The sequence below is a fragment of the Pandoraea terrae genome (assembly GCF_902459695.1).
In the GTDB taxonomy this organism is placed as follows: domain Bacteria; phylum Pseudomonadota; class Gammaproteobacteria; order Burkholderiales; family Burkholderiaceae; genus Pandoraea; species Pandoraea terrae.
This window is the reverse complement of sequence record NZ_CABPRZ010000004.1, coordinates 264,419-278,359: the sequence shown is the minus strand read 5'-3', so window position 1 is coordinate 278,359 and position 13,941 is coordinate 264,419. Positions and strand designations below refer to the sequence as shown.

10 protein-coding genes are annotated in these 13,941 nt (G+C 56.7%); 4 read left to right on the top strand and 6 right to left on the bottom strand.

All coding sequences use genetic code 11. From position 1 onward, the window contains the following. Window positions 1-14 precede the first annotated feature (14 nt). Window positions 15-446 carry a very short patch repair endonuclease gene (locus PTE30175_RS06730; protein ID WP_150696283.1) on the bottom strand — a complete coding sequence of 144 codons (432 nt, stop codon included), beginning with the start codon at window positions 444-446 and terminating at the stop codon, window positions 15-17. A 72-nt stretch (window positions 447-518) separates the two neighbouring features. On the opposite strand from PTE30175_RS06730, the gene PTE30175_RS06725 reads away from it, so the two are divergent. Further along, the gene (locus PTE30175_RS06725) at window positions 519-2,078 is read left to right on the top strand and encodes a DNA cytosine methyltransferase (protein WP_150696282.1); all 1,560 of its coding nucleotides are present in this window, start codon (window positions 519-521) and stop codon (window positions 2,076-2,078) included. A 162-nt stretch (window positions 2,079-2,240) separates the two neighbouring features. Here PTE30175_RS06725 and PTE30175_RS06720 read toward each other — a convergent pair whose 3' ends face one another. The 4 genes from PTE30175_RS06720 to PTE30175_RS06705 are packed head-to-tail and all read right to left on the bottom strand — an operon-like array spanning window position 2,241 to window position 9,553. Beyond that, window positions 2,241-4,349, bottom strand: coding sequence for an AIPR family protein (locus PTE30175_RS06720; protein WP_150696281.1), 2,109 nt, complete (start codon window positions 4,347-4,349; stop codon window positions 2,241-2,243). Next, window positions 4,346-5,317, bottom strand: coding sequence for a PD-(D/E)XK motif protein (locus tag PTE30175_RS06715; RefSeq protein ID WP_150696280.1), 972 nt, complete (start codon window positions 5,315-5,317; stop codon window positions 4,346-4,348). Before PTE30175_RS06715 ends, PTE30175_RS06720 begins: the two co-directional genes overlap by 4 nt. Further along, entirely contained in the window at window positions 5,301-8,111 is a 2,811-nt protein-coding gene (locus PTE30175_RS06710) for a Z1 domain-containing protein (RefSeq protein WP_150696279.1), read from the bottom strand. Before PTE30175_RS06710 ends, PTE30175_RS06715 begins: the two co-directional genes overlap by 17 nt. Next, the gene (locus PTE30175_RS06705; protein WP_150696278.1) at window positions 8,108-9,553 is read right to left on the bottom strand and encodes an ATP-binding protein; all 1,446 of its coding nucleotides are present in this window, start codon (window positions 9,551-9,553) and stop codon (window positions 8,108-8,110) included. Before PTE30175_RS06705 ends, PTE30175_RS06710 begins: the two co-directional genes overlap by 4 nt. 1,042 nt (window positions 9,554-10,595) lie before the next feature. Here PTE30175_RS06705 and PTE30175_RS06700 point away from each other — a divergent pair. Then, the gene (locus PTE30175_RS06700; RefSeq protein WP_150696277.1) at window positions 10,596-10,877 is read left to right on the top strand and encodes a hypothetical protein; all 282 of its coding nucleotides are present in this window, start codon (window positions 10,596-10,598) and stop codon (window positions 10,875-10,877) included. 82 nt (window positions 10,878-10,959) lie between these two features. On the opposite strand, the gene PTE30175_RS06695 is transcribed toward PTE30175_RS06700, so the two are convergent. Beyond that, window positions 10,960-11,622: a GntR family transcriptional regulator gene (locus PTE30175_RS06695; protein WP_420819610.1), complete on the bottom strand. Its 663-nt coding sequence runs from the start codon at window positions 11,620-11,622 to the stop codon at window positions 10,960-10,962. Between the two features lie 217 nt (window positions 11,623-11,839). Between PTE30175_RS06695 and PTE30175_RS06690 the strand changes: the two genes are divergently transcribed. Together PTE30175_RS06690 and PTE30175_RS06685 are read left to right on the top strand one after the other, a co-directional pair. Next, the gene (locus PTE30175_RS06690) at window positions 11,840-13,141 is read left to right on the top strand and encodes an MFS transporter (protein ID WP_150696275.1); all 1,302 of its coding nucleotides are present in this window, start codon (window positions 11,840-11,842) and stop codon (window positions 13,139-13,141) included. A gap of 61 nt (window positions 13,142-13,202) precedes the next feature. Beyond that, the gene (locus tag PTE30175_RS06685) at window positions 13,203-13,937 is read left to right on the top strand and encodes a maleate cis-trans isomerase family protein (RefSeq protein WP_150696274.1); all 735 of its coding nucleotides are present in this window, start codon (window positions 13,203-13,205) and stop codon (window positions 13,935-13,937) included. Window positions 13,938-13,941 lie beyond the last annotated feature (4 nt).

The window sequence follows — 13,941 nt, the reverse complement described above, 5'->3', positions numbered from 1 at the left end:
TCCCGCATAAGTTGCTAGCGATCCGTCACCTGCAGGTGATGCAGGGAGTCCTTCAGTCCATTCAACTGCGACGCGGCTCGACGCGCGCTCAACTCGCATTCCCAGACTACAATTACGTGCCAGCCCATTTGTGTGAGCAGGGTGACGTTTCTCTCATCCCTAGTTCTGTTCGTCTGAAACTTGTGCATCCACTTTTCAGTATCTGACGCGGGAATATAGGCCTTGTCGCAGTCCGGGTGATGGTGCCAGAAGCATCCGTGGACGAAGATCACTGCTCGATATTTTGGCAGGACCAAGTCCGGGGTTCCGGGTAACTTTCGGTCGTGCAGTCGATAGCGAAACCCGTTGGAATGCAGGAACCGCCGGACAATCATCTCCGGCTTCGTATCCTTGGCCCGAATTCCCGACATCATTTGCGATCGGGTGTTTGCGTCGACGATATCCATTATTCCTGGTATCCTGGCGACCTGACGTTGCCGGACAAAACATGGCCGTATTGCCGGCTTAGTTCGATTAGCATGAACCAAAAAAACTCCATACCGATTGTTGACTTGTTTGCCGGTCCGGGTGGGCTCGGCGAGGGATTCTCGTCGCTCAAGAACGATCCCTTTCGGATCATCGTGTCAGCGGAGATGGATCCCTTCGCACATCAGACGCTGCGCTTGCGAGCGTTTTACCGGGAATTGAAGCGTTCGGGAGCGAAGGCGCTCCAGCCATATTACGACTATTGCAATTACGGCGCCCCTATCGAGGAAAATGCGAAGACCGCGGCCGCTTGGAAGGCGGCCGATGAGGAGGCGCTTCAGTTAACCTTGGGGAACCCCACCGACAATGCCAAACTTGACGCGGCAATTCGGGGGCACGGCATCGGCCCTGACTCCGCTTGGATACTGATTGGCGGACCTCCGTGCCAAGCCTACTCACTCGTTGGAAGAGCTCGCAACAAAGGGAAAGTCGATTACAAGCCCGAGGATGACCACCGCCATTTTCTGTACAAGGAGTACTTGCGGATCATTCAGAAATATCGCCCCTCGGTCTTCGTTATGGAGAATGTCAAAGGAATACTCTCGTCTTCCGTGGGTGGCGAGCGAGTATTCCATTCCATTTTGCGAGATCTAGCGGATCCCGATGCCGCAATTCTCGGGAAGCGCGCCTCTAGCAGTGGCTACAGAATCTACTCGCTGTCACATGACGTTGCGTTCGATCGACACACCGACCCGTCCGCTATCGATGCCCGAAAGTTCATCGTCCGGGCAGAGGACTACGGCATCCCCCAAGCGCGGCATCGTGTAATTTTGCTCGGAGTTCGCGAGGACTTGGATCAACGAAAGGTGCGCTTCTTGCGACCAGACTTTGAGCCTGCACCCACTGTTGTCGACGCCATTGGCGCGCTGCCTCCACTTAGAAGTCGGCTCAGTAAGCAATCTGACGAGGCCTCGGAATGGGCGCAAATCGTTAGATCCCAATTCAAGGAGCTAGCAACTGCAGCCAAGGCGCGGAATATGACGAGTATTGCCGATGCGTTGCAACGTCACTCGCAAGTAGTGTCGAGCGCATTGGGGTTTGGAGATGTACGGGTGCCAAAGACCCGCGAAGCCAGTGACGTCAAACTGCCTTTGCGTGAGTGGCTTGAGGACCGTCGCCTACATGTTTGGTTGAACCACGAAGCGCGCGGACACATGAAATCTGATTTGATGCGCTATGCGTACGCGTCCACATTTGCGGCGGTGAACGAGCGCTCCCCGAAGGGGCACGAAGAGTTCGACCTGTTGGAAAAGCTCAGACCAGATCATGCAAACTGGGAGACTGGCAAGTTTTCGGACAGATTTCGTGTTCAGCTCGCGACGACGTCGTCTACGACAATTACCAGTCACATATCGAAGGATGGTCACTACTTCATTCATCCGGACCCGACGCAATGTAGAAGCTTGACCGTTCGCGAAGCCGCACGTCTTCAGACGTTCCCCGACAACTATTTTTTCCAAGGCAATCGTACTCAACAGTATCACCAAGTTGGAAATGCCGTTCCTCCACTTTTTGCTCACAGGATCGCTGAGCTTGTGCGAAAAATTCTATGACCCCAACGGGGGCGGAGCCCCTGTGTCCGAAGCTAGAGGCACTTACAATTTGCCTCGCTCAGAGGGGAGACCGGCCGCGATGGTGAAAAGCGGGAAATAGGGTGGGCACCGGTAAGCGACCGGCAAATCCATCTTGTGGGGCTCGCCGAGTCGACAGATAGCTCATACGTTCCTAAAGCCCTCGTCGGTACATAACTGTTTAATCTCGAGAAGCTTCCGCCAGTTCTTTTCAATATTGATTCGCGTGAAGCCTTGGACAGTGCTGGCTTTGGTCAGTAGCTGGCGGTCAGGGAGATCGAGCAGTTGTGCGCATTTCGGCCAAGCGAGTAGCGCTTTCCAGTATCCCGTTATCGTCAAGTCGAAAACCGCTTTCTGAACGGCGATTCCGTCGTCTTGCGCGCCTTGGGATCTCGCAGCGGCTTTCTCCTGCCTGAAGTCGTCCTTGTCGATGGACCAGCGACCGATGGACTCAACATTCCATGCGGCGGATTGCTTCACCGTTTCCCAGCAGGCTTCTTTCTTTGACCATTCGCCGACATTGGTTATGCCTGAAGGAGGATTGAGCAGGATATCCTGAACGACGATGGCCAGTGCGCGAATGCAATTCTCTATTGTCGAGTCGACGCCTTGTTTTGTCCATACGCTTCCGAGGTCGAACTCGTTCCCCTTTTGTCGAAGCAAATGGAACAACAGCGACAGCGAGTATGCAACGATTTGAGGCCGGTAGTCCCCTTTGTACCAGTCTCCGCGCCCGGAGGAGACGACGAGCTCCGCCTGTTTCCACAGGATGGCAATGGCTACTATCCGCTTGTAGTACGCATCTCCATAGCTCGGGCTGATGGAGCCCCAATGCTCGCTCTCGCTGGCGTTGGCGGTCTTGCTCGAAAACTGGTCCGCGAACTTCGTGAAATTCTTCTGCGCCCCGAGGCTGACCCATTGCGGCTTTTCCCCCCATGTGCTGTCGTACTTGGCAAGGTCCGTCTTGTTGATCACCTGCTCGGGCGGATACTCGAGATCGAACGCGTCCTTCTTCGCTTTCGTCAAATACAACCGTTCATTCTGAAACTGGCCTCTCGATCGCTCATAGAACCACTTGCTTTGAATCCGAGCGCCCGCTTTCGCCGGGACCTGAAGTCTGCGGGAGATTTCCTCGATCTTCCGATGGAATGGATGATTGGCGAAGAAGTCCGCTACTGCAACCTTGTTCTGGGTATTGGCGAACTGGGCAATCCTCGGAATCAATTCATGAGCGCCTTCGCGGTTGACCTCGGTCAGCTTCATTTGGACGGTCACGCCGCTCAGTGACAGTCGATCCTTCTTCCTTGCGCTCAAAATGCTCGCTGTGGTCTGGCCGCCGTTGACGATCTGAAAGTCGACCAGATGCGTGAGGACCGGTCTGCCGTCGACCTGCTGGATCGTCACATCTGTCGCGGTTGCAGCGATTCCGTTGTTGTATGCAAAGAACAGGGCCGGTGAATCTTGAATAGTCGCCCGAATGCCCTTATTCACGCCGCCCTTCATCCCGAGAAACGAGCGAACGTTGCCTTCCAGAAGACGGCTGCCGTATCGCTCGAACAGGTTTGCGAGCAACGTCCCATCCAAGACGCAAAGAAACGACCTCAGCTCTTCCGTGCGCGCCGCTTCAATGCAGGGAATTCCTTCTGAGCCAAAGCTGGTCAACTCGATTTCCACGGCCTCCCGTTCGCGGGAAGACTCATAAATCGCCTTGAGCCGGCGCAGATCCCAGATATGCCTTTCAAGGGGAATGCCCGCGATTTCCCCAAATTTTTCGTCCTTGAACGATGTGCTAAGCGTCTGGTTGGAGAATATGTGCAGGCGAATCCGACTTATCTTGCTCTGATAGTCTATGAGCTGGCAAGCCAATTCATAGGCCGCGTTGGCTTCAGCGATGCGCTCGTTCAGCCGAAGCTCGATAGCTTCGCGCAGGAAATTTTCCAGCCAGCTCGACAATCTGTTGACCTCGGCAGTCGTGAGCGTGACAGGCTCATCGTCGTCCAGCCACTTGCCTACGACTAGACCAATGGTGCCATCGACTTCATCGAGTTCGGTAAAGCCGTGTACCTTGAGCTGTCGGGCACGGCTGCCCGTTCCGAGATATTCAACAGGAACGAATTCCCCAAATACCGGATCTTCTTCTAGTCGCTCTGCGATTTCGGAAACGAAAGCGATCGTATCGACCGAACTTGTTGCCTTGGCTCTGCGGACAACGATCTGTTTGAGCTCCCCGAGGAATTCCTTGATGTCTCTCATGCTGGCGAACCGTCTTCGAAATCAGAGATTGAGCAAATGCTGATGGCATAGGTCGCGCTTGAGACCCCAAGCGGGACCATCTCGCGGGTAAGCTTCGGAAACGCATCGGCGATCCGGTAACGCAGCATCGATAACGGTTCAAACAGAATCGAATCATAATACTCGTGCTCGAAGTAACTCGCTTCGAGCAAGCGCTCCCTGAAGGTTTTCAAGGCATCCGCGTTTCCTGCGATCGAGCCTTCGATTCGCGCGACCATATTGTTCAGTCCTATGGCAGCCGGTTCGGACGAGGCTGCCTGCCGAAGAGTAACGACGATAAGATGCATCGGCACTCGGCAATCCAGCTGTTCGAGCGACGAGATCGATACATTCTCCGCGCCGGGCCCGATCGCCTTGACTTCGAGTGCGCAGTCCGAAAACATGAAGTCCTGGTCGGTCGCCAACGGCCCTGTCCAGCCTGTGACCGTTTCGTTCACGTCCCTCATTCCGCCGTGGACCAGTGTCTCAAGCACGAGCAGTTCTGCGATCAAGCCCTTGATCTCGTGCGGTCGAAGGAACCCGTCTCCGCCATCCTGAAACAGCTTCTTCCACAGGTTGAGACGCTCTTTGAACAGCGAGACCAGTGTGTTCTCGTCGGGAACACTCTCGGCTGCGTCCAGAAGGTCCTGACACAATCTACCGAACACCGCTTCCAGCCCCCTCTTGCGGAGCCGCAACACCATGAGCCAGGAACCGTCTAGACGCTGCTGCCGGAAGTAGTCGAGCGACGCCGAATCAGTGGCGATGCTAGGCGGCGTCGCGTGAATCCCGATTGCGAGCAAGACGAACGCCGACTCATCGACGCCAACATAGATGTCAAAACGTGATTCCGGATGGATGCGCGTGAGGCGGAATCCGTTTGGCTCGATGGGCTTGCGACTGACTTCAACGATCGCCGTCCGCCACAAATCTTCAATCGTCGCCATCATCGTCCCCGTCCTCGGCGTCAATCAGTCCCATGTTGCGCAAGGCGACCTTGTTCAATCGATAGGGAACACGCGAAGCCTCGTCACGATCTTCGTACTTCGGGAAGGAGAGGCCGACAGCGACGAGCAGCCTCGGCTTGATGTCGCTGCTCTTCATGACGCGGTCCTTCTTCGCCGCGCGGCTCTTCTTTGCATCAGCAGCTTTGCCCGAATCGACGGCTTCGTCCGATTCACGGACTTGCGCCGCATTGGCGGCTTCGCTCGGTTCCTCAGGATCGCTCGGCTCGATGATGTGTATGGTCAATAGCGGCCGATCCCGGTATCGCCGGTACATGAAACCGGGTACGGTTTTGCCCTTCCCCGGATCACGCTCAACCTCTTCCGCCCATTCCTGCTTCGCGATTTCAATCTTCGGCTTGCTAAGGTCAACCATCTCATCAGTGATGTCGCCCACGCGCTGCTTGTTCAGCTTTAGATAGTCCGAGCCAACAGGAACCTTTTCAAACTGCCGCTTGCGTGGCCGAACGCACCGGTGGTTGCCATCGGAGTCCACTACTGAGAATTCCGGTATCTCTTCGCCCGAACCTTGAGACAGGCAGACGTCCCATTCCTTCAGTGCAGCGATCTGATTGTTTCTGATAAACGAGATAATCGGCCGGTCGCGCCCTGTAATATCGGTCGTGAACGGCATGTTCATCAGCGATATGTTGAGACCGTTGAGAAAATTTGCCACTTCCGCGGCTGTTTTCCTTTTCCAGACGCACCTGCTGCCGATCCGCTCGGCGTGACCGAGGCCGCCTACGAACTCGATTGCATGCTTCAGGTTCTTCCGGTTGACTTGCTCGTCTCCTGGAAGAAACGCGGTCTCCGCGCCGGCTGTACTGTACGAGACGTCGACTTCGACATTCTTCGTGTTTCGCATCTTGTTCAGCGCGGTCACGATGAGCGAATCGGGATGTGACCTTACCCGTATGCCGAAGTCAATCGGCTTGTATCGGTTGGCGTGCATACGTCGGATGTCGAGCTTCAGTTCGGAAATGACGTCGGCAACGTGGCCAAACCAGTCCTGCACGTTCGGGTCCATCCAGACTCTGCAGAGATCGTCATAACCCGGCCGGTATCCGAACCATCGACCCATTTGAAGAAGCGTGTCGTAGGCTTTCGAATTGCGGTAGAAATAGCTGACGCACAATCCCTCCAGCGTCAGACCGCGGGACAGGGTAAGGCCACCAATCGCGATGACGCGTCGGCCCTTTTCAGCATTTTTGTATGCGCCGAAGTTCAGCCGATCACCGGCTTCGCTCTTCTGATTGACGGTGAGAACCTTGAGCGATGCTACCGAGTCGTAAAGCGACTTCCTGATCTCGTCCCATGAGTGGTCACAATCGGCGTACTGCGCTTCCCAAGTTTCGTGCAACTGCATCAGGCGCGCGTGTTTGTGCCACGCCGTGTCTGCTGCCAGATATTGCTTGATTTCCTCGGTGAGGACATAAATGTAGTCCTTGACAAGGATCGCGATCCGATCCTGAACGTCCGTGAACCGCGTCACGTTGATCAACATCGATCGATGCCTGAGTGGCTCGCCTCGTAGGTCGCGAATCGCACATGAGATGAGGAATGTTTGCAGCGCCTCCTCGAGGCTCGGCGGCAATGCCGGTACCTGCCACTCCTTCTTGTGCGCGTACGGGAAGGCAGGGACGGCATCCAGAATATCCTGCTTCTGATACTGGTGATTGCCCGCGTCAGAGAAGATGCTGCCCGCACCGATGTAGTTGCTCGGCGTGTTCAGGGAATAGACGAAATCTGACGGGAAGAGATCTCCGCCATCCGGGTTGATGAATACATTGGCGAACGGCGTTGCCGTGTACGCCACATACGTGGACTTGGTAAAGCGCTTGAGAACCTCCCGTATGAGCTTGTTGATGGTGGTGGGGTCCTCATCCTTTTTCGAATTCACGGACGCGTTGTCTGCTTCGTCGTCGATGAGGAGCAGGGGCAGGTTAAGTGGTCCGCGGCCCTTTATCTGAGATTCGAGAAATCCAATCAGGTTTTCTAGCGGCGACTTGTTCTTCTTCATGACAAGCAAGACCGGCGCGTTGATGTTCTCGAGCGGGATACCCCGCATGAACTTTTCGTTTGCAGTCAGGAAGTCGGAATCGACCGAAGTGAGCACATTAGGAAAGACGGTCCGAAATCGTCCAGAACCGATTGCCTTCTTCTCGCGGTCGTTCGAGAGAATTTTTCGGCTGTCGCGGCCGACGAACCCAGAGTCCATGCGCTCCTGAGACTGGGAACGAAGGTCCTCGATCATCCCGGTAAGAAGCACGATGAACTTGTAGCCAACGTCGGCGGCCTTGTTGATCAGGCCGCAGTAGCTCGCGGTCTTGCCGGACTGGACGTCGCCCATCACGAGACCTTGCATTCGCCACGCAGATGAGGTGTTCGCATTACCGCAAGCGTCAAGGATGTTGTCGGTATCCTCGTCGAGAACCCGGACGACATTCTGGCTGAAGCCGGTCGACTTCAGCTCATTCGTGTAAGCATTCCAGTAGGTCCACTGGATGGACGACTTGGCGTCCTCGAGCCATGGTTCTTGCTTCTCGTCGATTATCCCTTGGCCCGTCACCATGCTGACGCCGATCGTCGCTTCCAGTTGCTTGCGGATCTTGTCCAGCACCTCTGCTTCGATGTCGGGAATGATTTTCGGGAGCATGCTTATCACGTCATTAAGCAGCGCGTCGGTGAGTTCCCTCTTGCCAATGATGCCTACTGCGATCAAGTACGGATCGCTGTTCATTTCTTGAGCTCCTCTCGAAGTTTTTCGTGGTATTGCGGGTAACGGACGAGCGGGTCAATCGTCAAAATCTGCTCGACGTCCAGCCCGGTAATGTCGAGCAGATTGGTCGCGTGGTCGATCAGCGTCGCAATCAGCTGCGCACTGTCGCTTTTGCGATGATCGGCGCACATGTCCGCGTAAATTGCTTCCATTGGCAAGGCGTCGCCGAAAAGACCGAGCAAGGCGAACAAAGACTTCTGGTCATCCATATCGAGCTTCGACGAAAGCGCCTCTATGGCCGGATGGTCTACGTTGACTCCGTAGCGGAAAGCGCCGTGGCACGGTTCAACTCTCGTCCAGAGAGGGACAAAGTCCTTTGTGTCGCGCTTACGACCGGGATAGGTCAGCGTTCTCTTGCTCGTGTTCGCAAAGTGAGGGATGAGCTCCCTGAGACGCGTTCTGATGATGTCAGGCGGGTAAGCGACCGATTTCTTGATATCAAGCGCCCAAAGATCATCGAAGGAATTGGGGATATCGACCTGCACGCGGGTCAACTTGAAGAACTCTTCCTTGGGGACAAGCTTGAACCAGGTTCCCCAGATCACAAGCCGCCGATTGCGGTAGACATAAAACCCCTGCGTGCCGCGAAGACCTTCGTTGCCACCGGACAATTCGATCTCGTCTGCGGTCAGATTTCTGACGGGTGGAAGAATGTAGGGCGTGACGTGAACGTCTCCCCGTTCATGTCTGATTGTCTGTCCTTCGAGAGGCTGACGGAACATGTTGCTCTTGAGGAACGGGTCGCGAGGCGGTAGACGCAAGCCATTCACTGAAATCCGGATGGGATTGAATCCGGCTTCGTTTTGAGTGAAGCGGTGAAAGACCAGAGCCAGGTGTTCACGCAGCAACGACAGCTTGATCGTCATTTCCTGCTGCGGATCGAGCGCACCGGCAGTTAACTTGTCCAGTGACTGCCAGATGACCAGCGTTCCTGAATCCAGCTCCATCAGACAGCGAAACATTGGCAGCTTCTTAAGCTCTGCGTCTTCTGGAACGACCACGAGCCACCGGCCGTAATGTTGAACAATGTCCAAGTCCCAGCGTCTGGCGCTTATGGTTTTGTGCACCTTGCTGATGACGGTGAGGCTTCGGCATTGCGAGAGAGAAGCTGTTTTAAGCCCTAGGCCGAATCTGCCCAAATCACTCGGATCGCGTTCGTCCGTCGGATTCCGGCTGCCATGACGCATGGCATCGGTCAGCTCGTCTGGCATCATCCCCACGCCGTCGTCCAGAATGGCGACGAATGGATCGTCGGAAGCATCGTATTCGATATCGATCCGTTCTGCGCCCGCGGAAATACTGTTGTCTACCAGATCAGCAATTGCGGAATCAGCGGAGTAGCCCACAGCCCGCATCGATTCCATCAAAGAAACGGGGTCCGGCACTACTTCTAACGTATTCATGAACCTTTGAGTCCTCTTAAAAACTTATTCGACACAGTACGACACAATATTTGCGTGAATGTGTCTGGGTGCCCGGTCTCTCTCTTTGCACACGTTACGCGTCGCGCTGAAGTTAGTTTAGCCTGGTGTGGTTGCCGTCAGTCAATCACTCGAGCGTTAGCCGAACCCGGTAAATGGCTGGCGACGACGACAGATTGGCACGTTTCGAACAGATTGGAACGTTTTGGAGCTCCGAAATTTCAAAACCTCATTAAGCGTCCGCCAAATCCCCCTGCGGTTACGTCGCAGCGACAATGGTAAGGCAGGAGTTTGAGGCTAGCCCAAAATCAGTACCGAGGATGGGCGCGGCATCATCAGCGGGGGAATCGGGAGCCTAGGGGTACCGGCGCGCGCGCGAGGCGGCCGAGCCAGCTTCGCGCGGTGCCGCCCTCGCCTGAATCGGTGAAGTCGGGGGCCGGTGCCAGCCCCAGTACCGCAAGAGGCTCGACATTTCACCTAGGGCCAGATAGCGGTGATTTTGGTCATCGTTGCGCTTGTCTCACTCGTGCTGCTGGCCTAGTGAGACGGCGGGGCATTCCAGCGGGGAAGGGGCGCTCCATTCTAGTGGGCGCATCGGGGCGGAGAACAGTGAATCTCGAGTAGCCCTTCGCAGAAATCAGCGTGTCGTCCCAAAGATTTTCTCGGACGATTCCGAAAGTGGCTCAAAACGCTAGAATTGCGAGCAAATCGGCTTGTACAGGGCGTTTGCGAGGCGTAAGCTTTTTCCATCGCGACCCAATCGCGATTCGGGAGTGAGATCTCGATTGCATCTGTACCGGGCACACGGCCGCGCATTGCGCGCGGTCCGTAGTGCAACGATATGTCACGTCGCTTCAATGGGCGGGCGCCAGTCGGGTGACCTTCGGGTCAGCCGCTTCATCCGGTATAGGTGCACGGTATCTCACCCCGGCTTGGTGCCCGCCCACCCGTTCGTCAATGGAACGGTAACTCCCACGACAGCGCTGAGCGGGCGCAAACCCACTTTGTTGTCTAGGAGGTACCTATGTCGGAAGTTGAACGTCCAATTCCCACGATCGACGAAGCCATTGCCCAGTGCCACAGGGAGCAAGATGAGCGCGCAGTTGAACTGCGCAAAGTGACAGGCAAGATCGCCGCGTTGGCGATGGCCGGTGGCCAGGGTGGAATCGATTCGCTGGACGATGAATACGTTCACGCCTTCTTCGAGCAACTCGAAGAACTCGCGACCCATGCGCATGAGCTTTCGGCGCAAATCTTCGACCAGCGGAAGAACGTTTTCTACGGCCCGCGGCACGTCGCCGCGTAGCATCCACTAACAGTAGTGGCCCTTTACCGGGTGTAATGACGGCATCCGGGCTTTTTGGCCCCCCAACCTGGCCCCCCGACCCTCAGGCACGCACCCCGCGCCGTTCGCCCTGGCGAATCGCCGCAGCGACCACCGACAGCACTTCCGACGCCGTATTCTCCGAGTGCAGCTTAAGCACCTCCGCAAGCCGCGGGCGTCCTTCCTCGCGCAGCGCATCCATGATCTCGTCATGTTCCCGATGCGACTCCTCCCAGCGCGTCGAATCCGCATTTGCCGCACCGCGAGCCCGATGCACCTTACTCATCAACGTCGCATAAACGGCAGACAGCACCGGATTCCCGGCACCGTCAATAATCATCTGGTGAATTTCCTGATTCGTACGGAAATACTCCGTGCGCTTCCCATGCGCATGCGCCTCAAGCATCTGAACATGCTTCCTCTCCAACGCAGCCAACACCCCCGCTGACAACCGCGAAGCCGCCAACTCCCCGGCGAGCCGTTCCAACCCATGCAGGGTCTCAAACGTCGCCCTTAGCTCTTCCAGGTCAAGCGGCGCAACCCGATACCCGATGTACTGCCGGTGGAGCACAATGCCTTCAGACACCAGCGTCTTGAGCGCCTCCCTCAGCGGCGTCTTGGAAACATCGAACAACTCGCACAGCGACTTCTCGTCGATGCGGTCGCCGGGGGCCAGCTCGCCTTCCTCGATCATCACGCGCAGGCGTGCGGCGATCTCGGCAGACATGCCTAGGGTACGGAGCCGGAGGGAGTTCGGCAGTGTCTGAGCCACGGTGTCTCGCTTCATTATCAGGGGCATAAATATCCTACCACATAGGGAAATCCCTAGCACGATTCTAATAAAATCAACAATTTACCGGTATTGTAATTACAGATTACGTATCCTATACTCCATTCCAAGTTGCGCGACATCGGTACATAAGACACTTATTAGGAGATACGCCATGCAGTCGACAGGCAGTAGTGCCGCTACGGCGACCGTTGCGAAGAGCACGGTACGGTGGAAGATTTTTATGATGATGTTGTTCCTGATCGCGATTAACTATATCGATCGGGCATCACTGTCGGTGGCCATGCCGCTGATCTCAAAGGAATTCGATCTCTCGCCGGCCATGCAGGGCTTGATCCTGAGTGGCTTCTTCTGGACATACGCCATGATGCAGATTCCTGGCGGCATGCTCGCAGACAAGTACAAGCCGCGTATCGTGATCGCGCTGGCCACCGTGTTCTGGGGCTTCTTCCAGGCAGCGGCGGCGCTCTGCACGACCTCCACGATGTTGCTGCTCACCCGCTTCGGTCTCGGCGCTGCAGAAGCCCCGATCTATCCGGCCGGCGGCAAGCTGAACGCGATCTGGATGACCCAGAACGAACGCGGCCGTGGCGCCACGCTGCTCGACGGCGGCGCGCCGCTGGGCGCAGCACTCGGGGCCATCATCATCACCTGGCTGATTACCGCCCTCGGTTCGTGGCGCCTCGCCTTCGTCGTGGCCGGTGTCGGCACCGTCATCGCGGGTTACGTCGCCTGGCGTTACGTCCGCAATTCGCCGCGTGAACATGCAGGCGTGAATGAGGAAGAAGCGGCCTACATCGAAGCTGCGCAAGCCAGCGAACACCGCGCCGAACCGGCCAATCTGTCGGGCCGCTCGCTCGATTTCTTCAAGTACCGCTCGGTCTGGTGCATGGCGCTCGGCTGGATGTGCTTCAACACCGTGTTCTACGGCCTGCTGACGTGGATGCCCAACTACCTGAACAAGGTGCACGGCTTCGACATCAAGCAAATGGGCGGCGCGAGCTTCATCATCTTCTTCTGCGGCTTCATCGGTGAATTGATCGGCGGCTGGATCGGCGACAAGTGGAAAGCCGCCGGCGGTTCGCCCAACACGGTCATGCGCACCCTGTTCGGTATCGCGGCAGTGATCGCCACGGTGTCGATTTTCTCGGTGGCTTATGTTGCGAATGACGTTGCTGTGGTCGCCTTGCTCTCGTCGACGCTGTTCTTCCTGCGTTGGTGCGGTCTGTACTGGTGCATTCCGTCGATCCTGGGCACCCGCAACAAGATCGGTTTCCTCGGCGGCGTGATGAATCTGGGCGGCAATATCGGCGGCATCAGCGTTCCGCTTATCGTCGGCTTCATCGTCCAGACGACCGGTTCGTACTTCCTCGCGCTGATGTTCTTCGCAGCGGCTGGCGTGGGTCTGTTCGTCTGCTCGACGATGATCGACTACGAAAAGAAGCTGCCTGTCTGAGTTCGTATTCTCTCCGGCCGGCGGGCATGCACTGCCGCCGGCCTTTGCTATTGCTTGGATCATGACAAACAAATCCCGCATTCTGCTCGGCATGCTGACGCCGTCCTCGAATACCGCGCTCGAACCGATTACCAGCGCGATGGTCAGCAGCCTGCCCGGCGTTAGCGCTCACTTCTCGCGCTTTCGCGTGACGGAAATCTCGCTGGGCGCCGGCGCGCTCGGTCAGTTCGATCTGGAAAACATCCTCAACGCGGCACGTCTGCTCGCCGATGCGAACGTCGATGTCATCGCCTGGAACGGCACGTCCGCCGGCTGGCTTGGCTTCGAAAGCGACGAAGCGCTGTGCAAGCAAATCACCGAAGCGACGGGTATTCCGGCAACGACGTCGGTGCTCGCGCTGAACGATATTCTCAAGCGCACGGGCGTGAGCGAACTCGGGCTGGTGACGCCGTATCTGGACGACGTTCAACAACGCATCATCGCCAACTACGCACGTAACGGTGTGCGTTGCACGGCAGAGCGCCATCTCGACCTGAAGGTGAACTTCGATTTCTCGGAAGTGAATGCCGACACGTTGCGCCGTCTGGTGCATGAGGTGGCGGAGAGCCGTCCGCAGGCGATCACCACGTTCTGTACCAACCTCCACGCCGCGCCGCTGGTGGCCGCGTTGGAAGCCGAGACCGGCATTCCCGTGTACGACACGATCTCGACGGTGCTGTGGAGTTCGTTGCGCCTGGCTGGGGTCGACACCCGCGAGTTGACCGGCTGGGGTCGTTTGTTTACCGAAGTGGAGTAATGCG